This window comes from Xanthomonas sp. NCPPB 901, assembly GCF_056725085.1.
The window spans coordinates 4,826,491-4,847,499 of sequence record NZ_CM161511.1 but is presented as its reverse complement, the minus strand read 5'-3'; the positions used below and the strand labels follow the sequence as shown (position 1 = coordinate 4,847,499).

The 21,009-nt window shown below is 63.7% G+C and carries 12 protein-coding genes; 10 read left to right on the top strand and 2 right to left on the bottom strand.

From position 1 onward, the window contains the following. The first annotated feature begins 109 nt into the window (after positions 1-109). The 10 genes from AC1PME_RS20620 (at position 110) to AC1PME_RS20575 (ending at position 16,738) form a co-directional block, all read left to right on the top strand. Complete coding sequence (locus AC1PME_RS20620) at positions 110-1,891, top strand: autotransporter assembly complex protein TamA (RefSeq protein WP_481096880.1); 1,782 nt, start codon at positions 110-112, stop codon at positions 1,889-1,891. Between the two features lie 8 nt (positions 1,892-1,899). After that, the gene (locus tag AC1PME_RS20615; RefSeq protein WP_481098166.1) at positions 1,900-5,727 is read left to right on the top strand and encodes a translocation/assembly module TamB domain-containing protein; all 3,828 of its coding nucleotides are present in this window, start codon (positions 1,900-1,902) and stop codon (positions 5,725-5,727) included. Between the two features lie 392 nt (positions 5,728-6,119). Beyond that, positions 6,120-10,325: an RHS repeat domain-containing protein gene (locus tag AC1PME_RS20610; RefSeq protein WP_481096879.1), complete on the top strand. Its 4,206-nt coding sequence runs from the start codon at positions 6,120-6,122 to the stop codon at positions 10,323-10,325. Positions 10,326-10,418: 93 nt separating this feature from the next. Beyond that, positions 10,419-10,763 carry a hypothetical protein gene (locus AC1PME_RS20605; RefSeq protein ID WP_481096878.1) on the top strand — a complete coding sequence of 115 codons (345 nt, stop codon included), beginning with the start codon at positions 10,419-10,421 and terminating at the stop codon, positions 10,761-10,763. Between the two features lie 68 nt (positions 10,764-10,831). Then, a complete protein-coding gene (locus tag AC1PME_RS20600; protein ID WP_307547331.1) occupies positions 10,832-11,143 on the top strand; it encodes a hypothetical protein in 312 nt (103 codons plus the stop codon). Positions 11,144-11,288: 145 nt separating this feature from the next. Further along, on the top strand, positions 11,289-12,182 hold the full coding sequence (locus AC1PME_RS20595) for an RHS repeat-associated core domain-containing protein (protein ID WP_481096877.1): 894 nt from the start codon (positions 11,289-11,291) through the stop codon (positions 12,180-12,182). After that, on the top strand, positions 12,182-12,691 hold the full coding sequence (locus tag AC1PME_RS20590) for a hypothetical protein (protein ID WP_481096876.1): 510 nt from the start codon (positions 12,182-12,184) through the stop codon (positions 12,689-12,691). Before AC1PME_RS20595 ends, AC1PME_RS20590 begins: the two co-directional genes overlap by 1 nt. 87 nt (positions 12,692-12,778) lie before the next feature. Then, entirely contained in the window at positions 12,779-13,741 is a 963-nt protein-coding gene (locus AC1PME_RS20585) for an RHS repeat-associated core domain-containing protein (RefSeq protein ID WP_481096875.1), read from the top strand. Then, on the top strand, positions 13,738-14,262 hold the full coding sequence (locus AC1PME_RS20580; protein ID WP_481096874.1) for a hypothetical protein: 525 nt from the start codon (positions 13,738-13,740) through the stop codon (positions 14,260-14,262). The genes AC1PME_RS20585 and AC1PME_RS20580 overlap by 4 nt, the downstream gene beginning before the upstream one ends. Before the next feature lie 328 nt (positions 14,263-14,590). Further along, positions 14,591-16,738, top strand: a complete 2,148-nt coding sequence (locus AC1PME_RS20575) for a S46 family peptidase (protein WP_481096873.1) — start codon at positions 14,591-14,593, stop codon at positions 16,736-16,738. A 231-nt stretch (positions 16,739-16,969) separates the two neighbouring features. On the opposite strand, the gene AC1PME_RS20570 is transcribed toward AC1PME_RS20575, so the two are convergent. Together AC1PME_RS20570 and AC1PME_RS20565 are read right to left on the bottom strand one after the other, a co-directional pair. Continuing rightward, on the bottom strand, positions 16,970-17,458 hold the full coding sequence (locus AC1PME_RS20570) for a gluconokinase (protein ID WP_254461293.1): 489 nt from the start codon (positions 17,456-17,458) through the stop codon (positions 16,970-16,972). Positions 17,459-17,964: 506 nt separating this feature from the next. Further along, the gene (locus AC1PME_RS20565) at positions 17,965-20,391 is read right to left on the bottom strand and encodes an AAA family ATPase (protein ID WP_481096872.1); all 2,427 of its coding nucleotides are present in this window, start codon (positions 20,389-20,391) and stop codon (positions 17,965-17,967) included. Positions 20,392-21,009: the final 618 nt, after the last annotated feature.

The window sequence follows — 21,009 nt, the reverse complement described above, 5'->3', positions numbered from 1 at the left end:
GGAAAGCGCGCAGCATCACTGCGCTGCGCCTGCCGCATCCGACATCCCGGTCACGGTTAACAAACGTCTAGTTAACAGCTTCACATGGGGTGCCGGTATTCTGACGCCCATGCGACCCATCCCCCGTCTCGCCACCCTCCTGTCCCTGCTCTCCCTGGCCGGCCTCGCCGAGGCCCGCGGCGTCATCGAGAAAGTGCAAATCGAGGGGCTGAACAAGGACGCAGACGAGGCGATGATCGAGAACATCCAGGCCTCGCTGTCGCTGTACGACGCCATCGGCAAGGACCAGGGCGAGTCGCGCCTGGAGTACCTGCTGAGCCAGGCCGAAAGCCAGACCCGGCAGGCGCTGGAGCCGTTCGGCTACTTCACCCCCATCATCACCGTCGAGGCGCCGCGCCAGGACGACAAGCTGACCGTGGTGGTGCACGTGGACAAGGGCGAGCCGGTGCGGGTGCGCAATTTCCACGTGGGCATCACCGGCCCGGCCGAGGACGACCGCTACCTGAGCGAGGACCTGAAGAACTTCCGCCCGCGCAAGGGCGACATCTTCGTCAGCAGCGTCTACGAGACCAGCAAGGTCACCATCACCCGGCGCCTGGCCGAGCGCGGTTACTTCGATGCCGACTTCACCCAGCGCAAGGTCGAGGTGACCCGGGCCGACCACGCCGCCGACATCGATCTGAGCTGGGACAGCGGCCGCCGCTACAACATGGGCCCGATCCGCTTCCACCAGGACTACTTCAACCAGAAGCTGTTCGATCCGCTGGTGTACTGGAAGGAAGGCAGCTACTACCACGAGGGCAAGCTCGACCGCCTGCGCGAGTCGCTGGTCAAGCTCGACTACTTCAGCGTGATCGACATCCAGCCCAAGCCGGATCAGGCCGACGCCAACGGCGACGTGCCGGTGGACGTCAACCTCACCCGCGCCAAGCGCAGCATCTACACCGCCGGCCTCAGCTACGGCAGCGAGAGCGGCGCCGGCGTGCGCCTGGGCGTAGACCGCCGCTACGTCAACGCGCGCGGGCACAAGCTCAGCACCCAGCTGGACTATGCGCAGAAGCGCAAGAGTTTCATCACCAGCTACCGGATCCCGGCGTTCCGCTGGCTCGACGGCTGGTACACCACCTCATTGCGCGTCTACGACGAGCAGACCGACTACATCGACCTGCGCAACGTCAAGCTCACCGGCAGCCGCAGCGGCCAGATCAACGAGCACTGGATCGCCATCGCCTCGATCAACGCGCTGCGCGAACGCTGGCGCTATGCCACCGACGAAGTCTTCGACGGCGCGCTGTACCAGACCTCCACCCTGTTCTATCCGCAGATCGAAGCCGATTACGTCGGCGTGGATGACAAGGTGTTCCCGCGCAAGGGCTTCAGCGGCAACATCAGCCTGCGCGGCGGCGCCGAGGGCGTGGGGTCGGATGCCAGCTTCGTGCAGGCGCACATGCGGGTGAACTGGTTCCACGGCATCGGCGACAACGACCGCCTGATCCTGCGCGGCGAAGCCGGCAGCACCTGGACCGATGCCCTGGTGGCGATGCCGCCGAGCCTGCGCTTCTTCGCCGGCGGCGACAACAGCATCCGCGGCTACGCCTTCCGCGAAGTCGGCCCGCGCACGCCGCGGCCGGACCGCTTCGCGCTCGGCGCCAAGCACGTGCTTACCGGCAGCGCCGAGTACGAGCATTACTTCAAGGGCGGGCCGTGGGGCGGGGCGGTGTTCGTCGACAGCGGCAGCGCCTTCGACGATACCCCTGACTGGCACACCGGTGTCGGCGTCGGCCTGCGCTGGCGCTCGCCGGTCGGCCCGGTGCGGGTGGACATCGCCCACGGCCTCAACGATCCGGATTCGCAGTTCCAGCTCTACCTCAACATCGGAGCCAACCTGTGAGCGCGCCGCTGGAGCCGACGTCGCCCGCGGCGCCGCCACCGCGGCGCCCGCGCTTCTACCGGCGCAAGCGTTTCTGGTGGGGCTCGGCGCTGACCGTGGCCGGCCTGGTGCTGCTGGCCGCGATCGCGCTGTACTGGCTGCTGCAGACCGTGGCTGGGCGCGACGTATTGCTGGCGCAGGTGGTGGCGCGGTTGCCGGCCGGCTCGACCCTGACCTGGGAGCGCGCCGAAGGACCGCTGGCCGGCCCGCTGACCCTGCACAACCTGGATTTCCGCTACAACGAGATCCACTTCACCGCCGAGCGCGCCTACCTGGATCCGGACATCCGCCCGCTGCTCGGGCGCAAGCTGCAGCTGGATGCGCTGGAGCTGACCAACGCCACGCTCAACCTGGCCAAGAGCGACGAACCGTTCGAGCTGCCGCGCTGGCCGCAGTCGCTGCCGCAGATCGAAGTGCCGCTGGCGCTGCAGGCCGACCGCATCGCCATCGACGGCCTGCGCATCACCCAGGCGCAGCAGCCGATGATCGACATCCGCACGCTGCGCGGCGGCGTGGAAGTGGCCAACGGCGAGTTCCGCGCCACCCAGATCGTGGTGAACAGCGACCGCGGCGATTTCCGCGTCGATGGCGACTACCTGCCGGGCCAGGACTACAAGGCCGACCTCACCGCCAGCGCGGTGCTGCCGGCCGCGCGCGGGCGCACCCCGGCGCGCCTGGGCCTGGTCGCGCGCGGCGACCTGGACAAGATGGAAGTGGCCATCGCCGGCAATGCGCCGGCGCCGCTGCGCGCCACCCTGGTGTTCACCGGCCGCACCGATCCGGCGTGGGAGTTCGCCGCCAGCAGCAAGGCCCTGGATCCGTCGCTGCTGGTGCCGCCGGCCGACGATGCGCCTGCGGCCGTGCCGCTGGCCTTCGACCTGCATGCGAACGGCAAGGGGGGCAACGCCGATCTGCGCGGCGAACTGTCGCGCGACGGGCAAAAGCTCGTGCTCGATCCCTCGCACCTGAGCCTGGACAACCAGGTGCTCACCGTCGCGCCGCTGCAGCTGCGCGCGTTCGACGGACAATTGCGTTTGCGTGGCACCGCCGATCTGCGCGACCCGGACAACGCGCAGTTGCGCTTCGCGGTCAACGCCAGCGGCATGACCTTCGCCACCGCGCCCGACCCGTCCACCCCGGACGCGCCAGCGGTGCCGATCAAGTTGGTCGAGGCCAACCTGGGCGTGGCCGGCACGCTGAAGCAATGGGCCACCTACGGCGAGGCCACCGTCGCCCGCGGCAAGGACAGCGCCAAGCTGCAGCTGGACGTGCGCGGCGACGATCGCCAGGCGCAGCTGAAGCAGGTGCGCGCGACCATGCCCAGCGGCACCCTCGATCTGGGCGGCAACGTGGTCTGGGTCCCTGAGTTGAACTGGGACGTGCAAGGCACGCTGGCCGGTTTCGACCCCGGCTACTTCGCACCGGGCTGGGACGGCAAGCTCTCCGGCACCTTCGCCTCGCAAGGCAAGCAGTTGCCGGCGCGGCCGGACGGCAGCGCCGCCGGCTACCAGGCCACGCTCGACATCCCGCGCTTGAACGGGCGCCTGCGCAGCCGCGCCCTCGACGCCAACGCCAAGCTCGCGCTGCAGGGCAGCCAGGGCGAGGGCAAGCTGCAACTGAGCCTGGGCGACAGCCGCCTGCAGGCGCAGGGCAAGGTCGGCGACCAGCTCGACGTGGACGCGCAACTGCAGCCGCTGCAACTGGCCGACCTGCTGCCCGGCGGCGCCGGCAGCCTGCGCGGCAGTGTGCAGATCAAGGGCCGCCGCGACGCGCCCGACGTGACCGCCGACCTCACCGGCAGCGGCCTGAAGTGGGACAGCTACGGCGCCGACAGCCTCAGCCTGCGCGGGCGCCTGCCCTGGCGCGGCAACGGCGGCGAACTGGCGCTGCGCGGCAGCGCGATCAATGCCGGCGTGCTGTTGCAGACGCTGAGCGTGGATGCGCGCGGTGCGGTCGAAAACCTACAGCTCGATGCCAAGACCCAGAACGACATGGGCGCATTGGCCCTGGCCGGGCAGGTGCGCCGCGACGGCGCGCGCTGGCAGGGTGCCTTGAACACGCTGCGCATCGCCCCGGCCAAGGGCGAGCCGTGGCAGCTGCGGCAGGCGGCCAATTTCAGCGTGGCCGGCAGTGCCTTCAGCCTGTCCGAAAGCTGCCTGGCGCCGGGTAGTGGCGGTGCGCTGTGCGTGTCCGCCGACTGGCCCAAGCAAGGCCTGATCCTGCGCGGCGACGCCTTGCCGCTGGCCCTGGTGCAGCCATGGCTGCCGCCCAACAGCGGCCGCAAGATGTACCTGCGCGGCGACCTGTCCATCGACGGCAACTTCAAGCCGGCCGGCAACGCTTGGCAGGGTTCGCTGCGCCTGGCCTCGCGCGAAGGCGGCCTGCGCCTGGGCGACAACGCCCGCGGCGAACTGCTGCGCTACGACCAGTTCAGTTTCGTTACCGACTTCAGCGCCCAGCACATCCACTCCAAGCTCGGCATCGGCTTCCAGGGCGACGGCTTCGTCGACGCCACCGTCGACACCGGTTGGGACGCGTACGCGCCGCTGACCGGCGAGATCTACATGAACATGGCGCGGCTGTACTGGCTGGAGCTGTTCTCGCCCGATCTGGTCCGGCCCAAGGGCCTGGTCGAAGGCCACGTCAGCCTGCGCGGCACCCGCTCGCAGCCGGCGATGGGCGGCGACGCCACGCTCAGCAACTTCACCGGCGAACTGCCGGCGCTGGGCCTGACCCTGAGCGAAGGCAAGGGCCGCTTCGACGCGCAGCCGGACGGCTCGGCGCGCATCGTCGCCTCGGTCAAGTCCGGCGAGGGCACGCTCAACGTCGACGGCGGCCTGTCCTGGTACGGCGACAGCACGCCGCTGCAGTTGAACATCCGCGGCACCAACGTGCTGGTTTCCAACACCGCCGAACTGCGCGCGGTGGCCAATCCCGACCTGCAATTCGGCATCGCCAACAAGACCATGATGCTCAGCGGCCAGGTCACCGTGCCGTCGGCCGACATCGACCTGGAGCGGCTGGACCGCGGCACCTCGCTGTCGGAGGACGTGGTGGTGCTGGACCCGGCCGACCCCGAGGCCACGCCGACCTCGCCGCTGGAGATGGACCTGCGCGTGACCCTGGGCGACCAGGTCAAGATGGCCGGCTTCGGCCTCAAGGGTGCCCTGACCGGCGCCATGCAGGTGCGTTCGCGGCCGGGCCGCGAAATGACCGCTACCGGTGGCCTCGACGTCAGCGGCAAGTACAAGGCCTACGGGCAGGACCTGACCATCACCCGCGGCCAGCTCACCTGGAGCAACAACATCGTCTCCGACCCGCGCATCAACATCCGCGCGCAGCGCCAGGTCGCCGACGTCACCGCCGGCATCGACGTCACCGGCCGCGCCACCGCCCCGCATGCGGACGTGTGGTCGGACCCGTCGATGTCGCAATCCGAAGCGATGTCCTACCTGGTGCTGGGCCGCAGCCTCAGCAACACCAGCAGCGCCGAGGCCGACCAGGTCACCGCCGCGGCCAGCGCCCTGTCGGCCGGCAGCGGCCTGCTCGCCTCGCAACTCGGCGCCAAGCTCGGCTTCGACGACGCCGGCGTCAGCCAGTCGCGCACCCTTGGCGGCTCGGTGGTGGGTTTCGGCAAATATCTCTCGCCGAAACTCTATGTCAGCTACGGCGTGTCGCTGATCGGCAGCGGCTCGGTCCTGACGCTGAAATATCTGCTGGGCCGCGGCTTCGACGCCGAGGTGGAATCGAGCACGGTGGAGAACCGTGGGTCGGTGAATTGGCGGAAGGAGAAGTAGAGCGCCGTTTGAGCACGGCGCATGCTGCAAACGCAAAATCTTCTTGACAGCCTCCGGTGCGTTCTATCACAGTCCCGCCGGGGATCCAGACTGTGGCAGGCGTGCAGCGTTTCGGCCGCGCCATGTGCCGCACACCTGCGCTCGGCGATCCCCAGGGCACGATATTGAAACCAGGGGGAAACATGGATTGTCGCTTCGGCACTGGCTTGCCTGTCACACAGTTGCGCAATCCGTTGCGATCGCCACCCTAGCGGTCGATCAGCTTCTGCCGGCCCCGTTCGGGCACGTGCCGGCCTACACCACACCCAGATATCGACCGTGTTCCTGCCGCGCATGCCAGTTGCGCGCGGCAGCTTCGCATTGGTTGCCGACTGCTTTCTTGAGACTTCTCTATGGATAGGTTCCAGACGTTCTTCCGGCTGCGTGCAGGCATGGCGCTGTTGGCCCTCGGGTATGCGGCAACCGCCGGTGCGGACGAATTGCGGTTCGATCAGAAGTACGTCGAACGGATCAAGCAATCGCAGGAGATCGGGCGCTTGAGCGTCGATTCCTTCGGCGAGCAAGTCAGTCTGAAGAACGGCAGCGTGGTGTTCAACTGGACGGACATCGACATCCCCGGTAACAGCAAGCTGCCGGTCCGTCTGCAGCGCACGCATGTCGTGGAGGACGACGGCGCGGGGCGTAGCGGAAAGCTCGACGGTTTCGGCGTCGGCGGGTCGCTCGATGTGCCGTACCTGATGGGTGTGTTCGGCACGAACGGTTGGCAGGTGTCTGGTAACAGCCCGAATAGCCGCTGCAGTCAGCCCGCAGAGCCACCGAGCTACACCATCCCTGCGCGGGATTATTGGTCAGGCAACAATCTGCACATTCCGGGTTCGGGGGATCGCCAGATGCTCAGGGACCCTTCGACGCAGTTGCCGGCACCGAACAACGGCACCAGCTATCCCTGGATTACCAAGGATTTTTGGCGCTTCTCCTGCTTGGCGAGCACCAAGAACGGCTATCCGGGCGAAGGATTCGTCGCTTTGTCGCCGGAAGGCGACAAGTACTACTTCGACTGGGTGGTCAGCAAGACGCATCCGTCCATCTCCAAGCGCATGGGGAACTATTCCGCGAGTGCGTCCATGGAGCGCCTGGCAGTGTTCTTCCTGGCCACGCGGGTCGAGGATCGCTTCGGCAATTGGGTTACGTATACCTACAACGGCGACAAGTTGTCGCGTATCGATGCAAGCGATGGCCGCTACATTCGTGTGACTGGAACCTCCGGTGCCAATATCACCGCGGTCGAGTCCAGCATCGGTAATTGGACCTATTCGTACGGCGACAAGTCGTTGACGGTAACGCAGCCGGACAATGCGCAGTCCCGCTACGTGCAAAGCGGCGACATGATCATTACTCCGACGCCTGCGTTGCCGCTCTATGAGGATCCTCCGCGCTGCCCGGCGCCGGAGATGTCGACCGGCGACTTCACCTACGCCGTTACGCTGCCGAGCAACGCCACGGCAACCTATGCGTTCTCGGTGAAGCGGCATTTTCGTCACAACATTCCCAAGCAGTGCAATAGCTTCATGGATGCTGCCGGTCCGAGTACCAGCTATCAGTATCTGACCATCCCCAACTTCTCGGACAATTTCACTCTGGTCAGCAAGTCGATCAGCGGTCCTGGCCTGTCGTCGATGCAGTGGTCGTACACCTACGACATTGGCGCAGGCGCACTTGCCTTTGCGGAAACGTGCCAGCGTCCCAACCTGCCGCCGACCGCATGCAGAAAGTCGGTGCAGACCGAGGTACGCGGTCCTGAAAACGACTTCAAGCGGTACACCTTCGGCGCCTGGTACAACTTGAACGAAGGGCTGGATCTGGGCGTGGAGGCCGGTTCGTACACCAGCAGTTCGTCCGGGGACACCGTGAATATCCTCAGCACCAGCGTGAACGACTACATCACCAGCGATGAAGTCGCCAATCAGCCGTTCCCGAATTTCGTCGGTTCTGGGCATGGATCCAACGAAGACGACGTCTCCATTGCGGGGCTCAGGCCGCTCAAGCGCACCACCATCACCCAGGATGGCGGCACCTTCCAGATGGCGGTGAACAGCTTCGACGTGTTCGCACGCCCGACTAGCGTGACCCGCTCCAGTGCGTTCAATACCCGTACCGAGGCCACGGCGTACTACGACAACACCAACCTGTGGGTGATCGGCCAGGTCGCGTCCGTGACCAAGACGGCGCCCGGCAGCACTCAGGAGATGTCCGCCAACACCTACGATACGGCGACCGCACTGCCAACGCGCTTCTCGCGGTTCGGCAAGACTATTCAGTCGGTCGCCTACAATGGCGACGGAACGGTGGCGAAGGTCACCGACGGCAATGGCAATGCCACCAGCCTCAGCGGCTGGAAGCGCGGCATGCCGCAGGGCATCACCTACGCGGACGGCACCAGCGACACGGCCGTCATCGACGACCGCGGCCTGATCAGCTCGGCGACCGACGAAAACGGGTATGCGACTAGCTACACCTACGACGCCATGGGACGCCTGACCGGCATTGCCTATCCCTCAAGCGACACCGTCGCCTGGGCGTCGACGGGGCTGACTTTCGAACAGGTGAACGCCACCGAATTCGGTTTGCCCGCCGGCCATTGGCGGCATACGGTGTCCACTGGCAACGCCAAGAAAATCACCTACCTCGATGGCCTGTGGCGGCCGGTGCTGACCCAGGAGTACGACGCGGCGAACGTGGGCGCCACCCAGCGGTTCAGCCGGTTCAGCTACGACCATCAGGGGCACACGTTGTTCTCTTCCTACCCGGGCACGTCCGATCAACTGTCGACTGGCACCTGGACGCAGTACGACGCGCTCGGCCGGACCACGTCGGTGTCCCAGGACTCCGAACAGGGCCTGCTGACGACGAAGACCGAGTACCTGACCGGCAACCAGATGCGGGTGACCAATCCGCGGGGCTACCAGACGCTGTCCGGCTATCAGGTGTTCGACCGCCCGGGTTACGATGCGCCGGTCTGGTTCCAGCATCCGGAAGGCGCCACCACCGAGATCAATCGTGATGACTTCGGTAAGCCCTTGTCCATCCGCCGTCATGATGCCAACGGCACCGTGTCGGTGACCCGCAGCTATGTCTACGACAGCTATCAGCAGCTATGCAAGACGGTGGAACCGGAAACCGGCGCCACCGCCAATGGCTATGACGCCGCCGGTAACCTGGTCTGGAGCGCAGCCGGCCTGTCGCTGTCCAGCACCACGTCATGCGACGCGGATTCGGCCTTCGCTTCGGGCCGCCGGGTCGATCGCAGCTACGACGTGCGCAACCGCATCAAGGCGCTGAGCTTCCCGGACGGCAATGGCAACCAGGCGTGGAGCTACTGGCCGGATGGAGCGGTCAAGCAGATCACGACCACCAATAACGGCGTCGCCACCTACAACAGCTACGCCTACAACAAGCGCCGCCTGCTGATCGCCGAGAGCCAGGGCCAGGCCGATGGCGAGACCTGGGCGTTGGGTTACGCCTACGATGCCAACGGCAGCCTGGCTGCGCATCGCTATCCGTCCGGGCAAACGGTGGACTACGCGCCCAATGCCCTGGGGCAGCCCACTCAGGCGGGTAGTTACGCCACGGGTGTGAGCTACTACCCGAATGGCGCGATCAAGCAGTTCACCTACGGCAACGGCATCGTCCACACCATGACGCAGAACGCGCGCCAGCTACCGGACACCAGTCAGGACGCCTACGGCGGTACAGCGTTCCTCAGCGACGGCTACGACTACGATGCCAATGGCAACGTGGCGGCCATCAGCGACGGTGCCACTGGGCGCAATCAGCGTGGCAACCGCACTATGACCTATGACGGCATGGACCGGCTGACCAAGGCCGAGTCGCCGATGTTCAGCACCGCCACCTACAGCTACGACGTCCTCGACAACCTGACCCACGTCGTCGCGCCGGGCCGCGATCACTATTACTGCTACGACGCCAACTGGCAGCTCACCAACGTCAAGACCGGCAGTTGCGGCGGCAGTACGGTCATCGGCATGAGCTACGACCCGCAGGGCAACCTCAGCAACAAGAACGGCCAAGCGTTCGTGTTCGACTACGGCAACCGTCTGCGCCAGGCGACCGGCAAGGAGACCTATCGCTACGACGGCAACGGCCGCCGCACGTTGGCGCTGCAGAGCGCCGGCAATATCGGCTCGCTGTACGACCAGTCTGGTGCACTGCGTTTCCAAAAGAACCAGCGCCAGTCCAAGTCCACCGACTACATCCTGCTGGGCGGCAGCCTGGTTGCCGAAGCCGACTGGCCGCTGGGCCAGCTCGCTTCGGTCAAGGACTACGTGAACTGGAACCCGGTCTCCGGCGCAACCCGCTACGTGGTCGAAGAGAGCGTGGACGGCGTGACCTGGACCGCGGTGTACGACGGCAGCCAGGGCAATTGGACCTCGTTGGCCAGGCCGGCAGGCACCTACTCGTATCGCGTGACTGCATGCACGGCGGACGGTAACTGCACCGCGGCTTCGAACGTGACGCATGACCAGCGGCCTGCGGTGGATATCGTGCCGTTGCTGTATCAGCTGCTGTTGAATGGCTAAGTCCAGCCGGGTGCGGTTGAGCTCTTTGCTGTCGCGGCCTGAAGGGCTGTAGGCACTAAGAAACGACGAACAACGGATTGAAAAGAGGATCAAATGAGCTTGAAGATGATGGGTCTGCTGTTGGCGATTGCAGCATCCTGCTTTTCTTACGAGGCGCACGCTGCCATGCAGGTGTTCTCGGCGGGGAAAATCACCTACGTCGAAAACGGCTGGGACGGTGAAGGTATGGCGATCCATACCTCCAACGATGGCCCATCTGGATGTACGGCTCCCCTGAATGATTTCGCGATTGACAAGAATCATCCGGCCTACAAAGAGCTGACGGCGTTGGCGCTGGCGGCTTACACCAGCAATACGGATGTCGAACTCCTGGTTGACTCGGGCGTATGCATTTTTGGCAATCGCACCAAAGTCATTTCCATACGGCTGAAAAAGTAGGCAATTGGGACGGCGCCCTGTTTCAGTTGCGTAGAAAATATCGATTCCAACTTCGAGAAGAAAATAATATGAAGTATGAAAGTGGTCTATTGTTGATGCTCGCTCTGCTGAGCTGGCAAGCATCGGCAAACGAATCAATGCAGAACGTCGATGTCGTGCAGTTGGGCACCTACCAGGCCCATACTGACCATTTTGTCTGGCTGTCGGACACGCCAGCGGAATGCAAGGCAGCCGTCCCCGGAAACGCTGTCTTGCATTTTCAAGACGACCAACCGGGTGGCAAGGCATTGCTGGCCGTCTTGATGACGGCGTTGGTGAACAAGCGCAAGATCGATGTGCAGACCAAGGACTGCAACATCGTCGAGGTGTACTTGAAGTAAGCGTGCTCTGACGGAGTCTGCATCGCAGATATCGTTGGGTACGTTGCACCGTAATGTTGCTAGGGGAAGCGTTGTCGATCCGACTTCCATGAGAAAAGTCGACTCCACATCGCGCATCTATGGTTCCAACTCGCAAGGACGAGTGATGTCAAATTTCAAGGGGGTTCGTGCGGCACTGCGACTAACGATAGCAGTCGTCCTTTCAGTGCTTGTCCCTTTTACCGCGTCGGCGCAGGAGGTCCTTTATGTCCATACAGATGGGCTGGGATCTGTCGTGCTATTAACGGATAAAAATAGAAATGTTGTCGAGCGCAATGAGTATGAACCATATGGCAGGCTTCTGAATCGTCCAGTGACTGACCGCCCTGGATACGCCGGGCATGTTATGGATGCGACAACTGATCTAACGTACATGCAACAAAGGTACTACGATCAAGGCATAGGGAAATTCCTTAGTGTAGATCCAGTGACTGCCATGAGCAGTGTGGGAAGTTTTAACCGGTATAGGTACGGAAACAACAACCCGTACAAGTTTACCGATCCCGATGGAAGGAATGCCATCCTTCTAGAGGCGGCGGTAGTGCTTACTGTCGCTGCAACTATTTTCTATTTTGGCACGTCCGTTGAGCAACGTAACAATCTTGGAAAGCAACTCGATACCATTACAAAGAACGCAGTAAATAATGTAATCAGCCAAAATAGCGAAACAAACAGTCCTCCTGCTGATTCATCTGGCTCAGCCGGTGAGAAAATCAAAGAAGGAACTAGGCCAGCTGCAGGTGTATCTGGTCAGAAAGGGGAGCGAGAGGGAGACGGCGGTGTAGAGGGGGCGCATGGGGCCTTTGATAACGTCAATGGTACAAATGAGAAAAGTCCCCGGCCAGATGTAAGAGTGAAGGATTTGGCTGATGGTGGTCGAATAGAAACTCATCCAAGCACCAAAAGTCCTGATTATCCTCAAGGCACACAAACCGTGAAAGTTCAGGACTCAAACGGTAGAGTTACAACCACTGTGCGATTTCCCAATAAAGGACAATAATGAATAGGGAGCAACTAGATCAGATTTTTGGTTCTCAGATTTTTCCAGGATTTCCTTTTCGAAGGGAAGACTGGATCGCCGTGGCTTTCGAGCGAAATAGATACGATAATACCAGGCTGCCTCAGCAGTTTTTTGAGTCAGCAAGTCAACATTTTTCCTCGCCTCGGAATAGATCTCTTTTCGTAAGTGGGGATCTCTTCGATAACGGAAAAATTGCTCGTGTCGACTTTAAATGGCAGGAGTATAGAAGCTTCATGTTGTCACCTGATAGCTTTTCCCTGGAGTACAAAATTTTTAGCGAAAACCTAAGTTGCGCCTGCTGGGCAGATGAGGAAATAACGATCTTTGGCGGCTCCCCGGCACAAATGAATGCGGTCATGGACGATTACGGTGGTCGAGATTCGTTCTTGTCCACAATGGAGGACGAATTTTTTTTGAAGAGTCGCGAGGGAAACAGTGATATGAGGCACTACCTGGCTGGATTGCTCTTTCCCGAACAGCGGCGTTAGCCACCAGCATCTATTGCCAATAGATATGTGCAACCAGTGTATTTGCATGTCGTCTACCTCTGAGAACAACTTGTGCATGGACGAGTGATGTCAAATTTCCAGGGAATTCGTGCGGCATTGCGCCTGATGGCTGCAGCCGCCCTTTCGTTGCTCGTCGCCTTTGGCGCTTCGGCGCAGACGGTACGCTATATCCATACTGATGCACTGGGCTCTCCTGAGCTGGTAACGGATAAAGATCGAAACGTTGTTGAGCGTAATGAATATGAACCATATGGAAGTTTGTTGAATCACCAAGTGACTGATGGACCTGGTTATACTGGCCATGTCATGGATGCGTCTACTGGACTTTCTTACATGCAGCAGCGCTATCATGATCCAAGCGTTGGAAGATTCCTTTCGGCGGATCCGATACAAGCTAATCCAAATACCGGGAATGGCTTTAATCGTTATAAGTATGCGAGCAATAATTCATACAGATACATCGATCCGGATGGGCGTGCCGATCTGGAGCTTTTTTCTGAAGCAGACCCGCTTTTTCCCGCAGCTCATCGATTTGATATGCCAGGTTGGTTTACCGTTATGGGGCACGCTGGCGTATTGCCAGTGGACAACGAATTTAGATTCCGTGATAGCCGCGGAGTTGGCGTTTCGCATGGTGAAAGGTTGACGGTTCCGCGCCTTGTCCAAGAAATTCAAAAGGCAGGGTTTGATGGAACAAAGAACTCAGGTGTATTTCTTGGGCAATGCCAAGCATGGCAATCGGCACCCGCGGTTGCCGCTGCGTTAAAGACGAATGTGATGGCGGCAACTGGCTACGTTTTTACTCAGCCTAATAATTACAGCAATGATATTACCTATAAAGTTTGGTCCGCGGAAGGACCAGGTGGCCGAGCGTCAGGGTCACCTGGGACATTTAATGTCTACAACTCAGACGGTTCGGTAGTAGCTGCATATTCTAAGATCACGATGAAGGCCGATGGGTCAGTTTGGGCGACTCGTGCCGAGCCTGAAACTGGGTCTCTTATCCCTAAAACGGAAAAGTTGAAATGATGCGTCGGTGTGCTTTCCTTCTTATTTTTTTTATGCCGCTGATTGGTTGCGGAAGGAGCGAGCTGCATTCAAAAGATTCTTCGTTAGAAGAATCTAGTTGTAGTGTTAATAATAGTCCTGAATTTCTACTTGTAGGATTGTCCGCCTCGAAGGCTGGCGCGGCTATTGAAGGATCCCCAAAAGATGCTCAGGAAATTCTCTACTATCTTTTATCCAAAAGTGACACTAGCGCCGATCCTCGGATCACGTGTCAAGTTAAAGCTTGGGCAGAGATTGCTGCAACTAACGGCAGTATTGAAGGGGCCTACGAGGCGGCACTTATGAGTAACTCAAAAGGATGGTACGAATGCCGTCGCGCTAAACACTGGGCTAAGTTCGTTGTACGTAATATAACTCAATTTGATAAGCTATATAAGCCAGGCACTGATCGTGAGCTTATCCAAAGAGCCGCCGAAGGAAGAATTGATGACATGAATAGATTGATTAAAATCACTTGTCCGCTAATTTCAAAATCTAGATGAGATTTTTATCTGTAGATAAATTTTAGGTTAATTAAATTTTGTATTTGTTGGCACGTGCTTTCGCACGCAGTGTTGGGCTGTCTTCATTGTGATCACGAGAGGGTCTTTGTTCTTTGGGGGTAACGGGGGCGGGTTCACTTATTCAGTAATATGCATCTGTATATAGGGTCGAAGTGAAGTGAGCTGACCGTGCGCTCGCTTTTGTCGGGAGCATTCTGGATATTTCCTGGTAAAGACCATATCCATCGATGAATGGATCGGCGTCTTGGTTGCTGCGATCGCATCGGCCGGATAAGGTCTCGGTTACATTCTTTGCCTCGACTTCCGCATGCCCTTGCCCAACTCTCTTGCCGCCTCTCTCGCCCTAAGCCTCGCCCTCATCGCCACCGCCCAAGCCGACGAAGGCATGTGGATGCCATCGCAGATGCCGGAACTGGCTAAGCCCTTGCGCGAGACGGGATTCCAGGGCGATCCCCAGACGCTGGCCGAAGTGACGCAGCCGCCGTTGAGTGCAGTGGTCAAGGTCGGCGGCGGAACCGGGGCGTTCGTGTCCGGGGACGGGTTGTTGTTGACCAATCACCACGTCGCCTACGGGGTGATCCAGTACAACACCTCGGCGAAGGAGAACCTGATCGAGAACGGGTTCATCGCGCGGGATCGCGCCGATGAGCGCGCCGCCAATCCCGATTTCCGGGTGCTGGTGACGGTGGGTTTCGACAAGGTCACCGATCAGGTGCTGGGGCCGGCCAAGGGCAAGACCGCGCGCGCCTACTACGATGCGGTGGATGCGGCGAGCAAGCGCATCGTCGCCGATTGCGAGCGTGAGGCTGGGGTGCGCTGTAGCGTTGCCAACATGTATTACGGCACCGACTTCTACCGCATTCGCCAGTTGGAACTGCGCGACGTGCGCCTGGTGTATGCGCCGCCGCGGGCGGTCGGCAACTACGGCGACGAGATCGACAACTTCATGTGGCCGCGGCACAGCGGCGATTTCACCTTGCTGCGCGCCTACGTGGGCAGGGACGGCAAGCCGGCGGACTACAGCGCCGATAACGTGCCCTACCAGCCACCGGCGCATCTGCAGATCGCCACCGATGGGCCGAAGGCCGGCGATTTCGCGATGCTGGCTGGGTATCCGGGCATCACGTACCGGCACCGCACCGCGGCCGAGTTCGCCGAGCAGGTAGAAGCGACGCTGCCGCAGCGGGTGGCGGTGCTGGACCAGTTGATCGGGGTGATCGAGACGGCGGGTAAGGCCGATGCGGAGGCGCGCACGCGCTATGCGTCGCAGCTGCAGTCACTGAAGAACAACCGCAAGCGGGCCGCTGGCGAACTGGAAGGGCTGCAGCGCAGCGATGCGGTGCGGCTGCGCGCGGAGGACGAGCGCGGCATGCTTGCGGCTACGCATGGTAGCGATGCGCGCGATATCGCGGCGCTGCAGAAACTGCTCGGCCAGGCGTCGGCGCTGCGCGAGCGCGACCTGCTGCTGGGGTTGATCGCCACGCAGACCCAGGCGCTGCGTTCGGCGCTGACGCTGGAGCGGCTGCGGTTGGAAGCGGGCAAGCCGGACGATCAACGCGAGAGCGGCTATCAGCAGCGCGACCTGGCGCTGATCGAGGGCATGCTCAAGCAGGTGCAGCGGCGTTATTCGCCGACCGTGGAGAAGGCGCTGCTGACGACGCTGTTGACCCGCTACCAGCAACTTCCGGATGCGCAACGCGTGCTGGAGTTCGATGCGGCGTTCGGGCGGACCCCGGCGCAATTGCAGGCGGCGCTGGACAAGGCCTATGCCGGCACCGCGCTGGGCACCGAGGCCGAGCGCCTGTCGCGCTTCGCTGCTGCGCGCGAGGGCAAGGCACCCGCGGCCGATCCGTTGATGACTTTGGCCGCCACGCTGGTGCCGGCGCAGCTGCGCCTGGAGGACGAGCGCAAGGCGCGCGAGGGCGAGCAGTTGCGGTTGCGCCCGGCCTACATGCGTGCGCTGTTCGCCTGGCGCAAGCAGCAGGGCCGCGCGGTGTATCCGGACACCAACAGCACGCTGCGGATCAGCTACGGCCGCGTCGAGCCGCTGGCGCCGCGCGATGCGGTCAGCTTCGCGCCGCTGACCACGGTGGCCGGCATCGTCGAGAAGAACACCGGCAAAGAACCGTTCGATGCGCCCAAGCCGTTGCTGGCGGCGATCGCCAAGGGCGATTTCGGCAGCACCGCCGATCCGCAGTCGAAGACGCAGCCGGTGAACTTCCTGACCAATCTGGACACCACCGGCGGCAACTCCGGCTCGCCGGTGCTCAATGCGCGCGGCGAGTTGATCGGGCTGAACTTCGACAGCAACTGGGAGGCGGTCAGCGCCAGCTGGTGGTACGACCCGCGCTACAAGCGCGCGATCCATGTGGACATGCGCTATCTGCGCTGGCTGATGGCCAAGGTGTATCCGGCGCCGCAATTGCTGAAGGAGTTGAACGTTCCGCAGGAGTGAGTCCGACGTTCGTCGGGGCGCGGCAAGCCTGGTCGATGCGGTCGATTCCGCGTCGGTCGCCGCAACGCGGATGAAACGCGATGCGGCATCGCCGCTGCGGGGTTCACCGAATAGCTCGCGCCTGTCGGCAGCAGTACGCGTTGCGACGCGTGCCGCTGCCTCGGAGGCGACACGCAGCGGATGGCGGCAAGGCCACGATCGGCCGGCGGCGAGCGACGGGCGGGGTGCGCCCTAGGCGATGGCGGCATCCAGTTGCGCGATGGCGTTGGCCACGACCGTGGCGAACGGCGCGTCCACGTCCACCGAGATCACGTCCGCTTCGTCCAGCGGCAGTTCCAGCGTGTCGAGCTGGCTCTGCAGCAGCGTCGGCGGCATGAAATGGCCGTGGCGTGCGGCCAGGCGCTCGGCGATCACGTGCGCGGCCGCGTGCAGGAACACGAAGCGCATCGGTACGCCGGTGTCGCGCAACTGTTGCCGGTGCGCCTTGCGCAGCCCGGAGAAGGCCAGCACCACGCTCTGCCCGGCATCCACCGATGCACGCAGGCGTTGCGCCAGGGCCGCCACCCAGGGGGCGCGCTGCGCGTCGCTGAGCGGGATGCCGTGCGCCATCTGTGCCTTGGCGGCGGCGCTGTGGAAATCGTCGGCGTCCAGGAAGGTGATGCCGTAGTGCGCCGCAAGCGCCTGGGCGACGCTGGTCTTGCCGCTGCCGGAGACGCCCATCACGATGATGGCGTCGGCGCGCGGCGGCGGGGAAGAGGCGAGGTGAGTCACGTGGTGCGGTTCCGGTGTGGTCTTGCGGATGATGCCTGGGTGGGCGTTGCTCGGACGTGCAGTGCGGCTGCAACAAGGTAATGCGATTTTTCGCTCAGCGGCATTCTTTGCTTGCGGGCGGATGTGGCGCTTCGTGGAAAGCCGGTTCTGCCTGGGATCATCGCGTCGGGGCTGAAGCCCCTCCCACAGGGATGCCAGCCAGGCCCCTCTGGCTGTGCTTACTTCGTCGCGTCAGCCGTTGACGGCTTCTTGGGCGTGGTGTGGACGTACGGCGCATCTGTAACTAGGTCGTGCGTCTCTTTCGCTCACCAGCGCTGGTATCTGCTGGTGGTGTGCGCGCCGTGGAAACCGTGTTCTGCCGTGGAATATCGCGTCGGGGCTGAAGCCCCTCCCACCGGAACTCCATCCAGGGCTGCTGGTTCCGCACACCGCGTCTACATCTTCCGGCCGGGCGTTTACACCGCCGCACTCGCTGTTTCCACCAGGTCGTCCCACCGCAGCCGCGTGCCGGAGGCGTCGTCGCTGTGCTGCAGGGCGCGGCGGACGGCGCGGCGCATGGCGCGGCTGATCCAGTTGTGCAGGTCGCGGCCGGACTGGCGGTCGCTGCGATCGGCGATCCAGGTCGCCGCGGCGTCGGCGTCGAGATCCAGCGGTTTGCCGCGCAGCAGGCGCGCGACGATGGCGATACGCGCCGCGTGGTCGGGCAGGGCGATGGCGATCTGCCGGTCCAGCCGCGACAGCAGCGCCGGGTCGATCGCGGCGGCATGGTTGCTGGCGGCCAGCAGGAACACCTGGCCGGCCTGGCTGGCGACGCCGTCCAGTTCCTGCAGCAACTGGCCGACGATCTCGCGGGTGAAGGCGTCGTCGCCGTCGGCACCGCGCGCCGGCGCGACGATGTCCAGTTCGTCGACGAACACGATGCACGGCGCCTGCGCCCGCGCGCGCTCGAACGCGGCCTGCACGCGCTGGCCGGACTGGCCGAGATAGCCGGCCTTGAGGTCGGCGCTGCTCAGGGCGATGAAGGCCAGGCCCGACTGGCTGGCCAGGATCCGCGCGACCTGGGTCTTGCCGGTGCCCGGCGGGCCGACCATCAGGATCCCGCGCGGCACCGGCACGCCCAGCGTGGCCAGGGTCTCGGCGTTGCGCAGTTCCTTGCCCAGGCCGACGAACTCTTCGACCGTGGCCGCCGGCAGCACGATGTCGTCCCAGCCGAGCGTGGCGACGACCGTGGAGCCTTTGCCGCGCAGCGTGCGCAGTTGCGCGAGCAGGGTGGCGTTGTCGAGCGTGCCGTCGACGCACTCGGCGGCGACCCGCGCCACCAAGGTGTGCAGGTCGCGGCCGGACAGACCGCTGCTGTCGGCGATCACCTGTGCGTCCGGCGTCAGTGCGAAACCGGCGCGCCGCAGTTCGGCGCCGAGGATGCGCGCGCGCGCCGCGGCGTCGGGCAGGCCGATGGCGATGCTGGCGGTGAAGCGCGACAGGATCGCGTCGTCCAGCAGTGCCGGGCGGTTGGTCGCGCCGATCACCAGCACCTGCCCGTGCGCGGCGTGGAAGCCGTCCCACTCGGCGAGAAAGGTCTGCACCAGTTCGGCGCTGAAGCTGTCGCTGTCGGCGCTGCCGCGGCGTGCGAACACGCTTTCGCATTCGTCGATGAACAGGATCGCCGGTGCGTGCTCGCGGCAGCGCTGCCAGATCGCCTGCACCTTGGGGCCGGTATGGCCGACATGCGCGGCCTTCAGGTCGGCCACGCCCAGCGCCTCGACGTGGCAGCCGGCATGGCGTGCCAGCTTGCGCGCGATCAGGGTCTTGCCGGTGCCCGGCGGCCCGTGCAGGAGCATGCCTTTCGGCGCCGGCTGGCGTCCGGATACGAACAGGTCCATCAGTTTCAGGATCTGGTCGAGCGTGGTGTCGGGCAGGGCGATGTCGGCCCAGTGCCGCTGCACCGCGTCCAGGCTCTGCAGCCGCTGCTGCAGCGCGCGTTGCTGGCCGCGCGCTGCATCCCAGGCCTGCACATGCTCGTGCAGCGCGGCGATCGGGGCCGCGTCCTCCATCGCGTCCTGCGCGAGCGCCAGCGCCACCGCGTGCAGCGCCTGCGGCGCGGCCTCGGTGACGGTGGGGTCGAGGACGATGCAGGCCGGGGCGTGATCGCCGCCGGGCAGCACGATCAGGGCGAGCGGGCGTGGTTCCGCGGCGCCGTCGTGCAAGGCGAGCAGGCGTGCACCGGACAGAGCGCCGTGCGTGGCCAGCACCGTCCAACGGCCGTGCAGGGCGCGCTGCGGCCATGGCGCGCGGGTCACGGCGTACGTCGGCCCCGCATCGCGCTGCCCGGTGTCGGCCACCTGCGCCAGCGCCAGCGACGTGCGTGCGAACGCCTGCAGCGCGCGCCGTTCGGCATGGCTGTGGTGCCAGGCCAGCAACTGCGCGCCGGCTACGACCAGCAGGCCATACGCGGCCAGCGAGGGCAGCAGGCTCTGCAGCAGCAGGCCGCCATCGCCGTGCAGGCCGACCTGTCGCCACCAGTCCAGGAAGCCGCGCGTCTCGCCCAGCCAGTGTGCGCTTGTCCACGGCAGGACCAACACCAGCATGCCGATCAAGGCCGCACGCCAGCGCCAGTCCGGCAGCAATGGCCGCAGCAGCAGCGCCGGCCCCCAGGCGCGGTGGCGTTCGCGCCGCACCGCCGCCCGCGCCGCGGTCCTGGCGTGCGCCATGAAGCGGCGCCGGATCGCGGCCACCGCCTGCTCCACCGCCGGCAGATGCCGCTCCACCTCCGCCTCGGCCTGCGCCTGGCGCGTCTGCGCCTGCTGCAATTGCGTGTGCAGGCGCTGCGTCTGCTGTTGCAGCGACGGCGGGGGCGTCGGCACGGCGGCCGGGATGCCGGACATCAGCGGGGGCGGGCGCAGGTGGTCACCGCGCGCATCTTAGCCCGAGCGCCGGCGGGGCTGCCGTGGGTGGATGCGGGTGGGAGATTGCCCGTGCTGGACACGGTAGACCGGCGCGTGAGGATGGCTGCCATGGGAGAAGAGCATTTCGGAAAAGGATAGGGCACGAGGCGCGAGGTGGGTCTTGAGACCATCGTGGCTTCGTTCGTCGCGGCTGAAGCCGCTCCTACGCGGGGCTTGCAACTCCATGATGGCTGTTGCCGCTGCTTTGGTTGTTGCCTTTGCTTTGTCGGGTTCCCTTCCGAAGCGGCGGCCGGCCCGGGGAAAAACCCCGAAGGGGCGGCGCACATGGATGTGCGCCGTTCGCGGCAGGGGCAGGATGCCCCTTCCGCGAATCCACGGGACGGACGCGGACCCGGAGCGCGTTAGCGCGGAGGGCGCGAGGCAGGGTGTGCTTTCTTTTGGTTACTTTTCTTTGCACAAGCAAAGAAAAGTAACTCGCCGTAAGGCGAAAGCTTTGCCTTGCCGTGGCTGCAGCGCCAAAAGGGTCCTACAAATCAACAGCAAAGCAGAAGCAGAGCCTGCGGCATGCCTGCGTCTGCCGCGGACATTGGATGCCGC

Excerpts from the sequence above, each read along its gene's own strand:
- AC1PME_RS20610 (WP_481096879.1), top strand. The coding sequence starts at position 6,120 with ATGGATAGGTTCCAGACGTTCTTCCGGCTGCGTGCAGGCATGGCGCTG.
- AC1PME_RS20575 (WP_481096873.1), top strand. The coding sequence starts at position 14,591 with ATGCCCTTGCCCAACTCTCTTGCCGCCTCTCTCGCCCTAAGCCTCGCC.
- AC1PME_RS20620 (WP_481096880.1), top strand. The coding sequence starts at position 110 with ATGCGACCCATCCCCCGTCTCGCCACCCTCCTGTCCCTGCTCTCCCTG.
- AC1PME_RS20595 (WP_481096877.1), top strand. The coding sequence starts at position 11,289 with ATGTCAAATTTCAAGGGGGTTCGTGCGGCACTGCGACTAACGATAGCA.
- AC1PME_RS20590 (WP_481096876.1), top strand. The coding sequence starts at position 12,182 with ATGAATAGGGAGCAACTAGATCAGATTTTTGGTTCTCAGATTTTTCCA.
- AC1PME_RS20570 (WP_254461293.1), bottom strand. The coding sequence starts at position 17,458 with ATGGGCGTCTCCGGCAGCGGCAAGACCAGCGTCGCCCAGGCGCTTGCG.
- AC1PME_RS20580 (WP_481096874.1), top strand. The coding sequence starts at position 13,738 with ATGATGCGTCGGTGTGCTTTCCTTCTTATTTTTTTTATGCCGCTGATT.
- AC1PME_RS20600 (WP_307547331.1), top strand. The coding sequence starts at position 10,832 with ATGAAGTATGAAAGTGGTCTATTGTTGATGCTCGCTCTGCTGAGCTGG.
- AC1PME_RS20565 (WP_481096872.1), bottom strand. The coding sequence starts at position 20,391 with ATGTCCGGCATCCCGGCCGCCGTGCCGACGCCCCCGCCGTCGCTGCAA.
- AC1PME_RS20605 (WP_481096878.1), top strand. The coding sequence starts at position 10,419 with ATGAGCTTGAAGATGATGGGTCTGCTGTTGGCGATTGCAGCATCCTGC.
- AC1PME_RS20585 (WP_481096875.1), top strand. The coding sequence starts at position 12,779 with ATGTCAAATTTCCAGGGAATTCGTGCGGCATTGCGCCTGATGGCTGCA.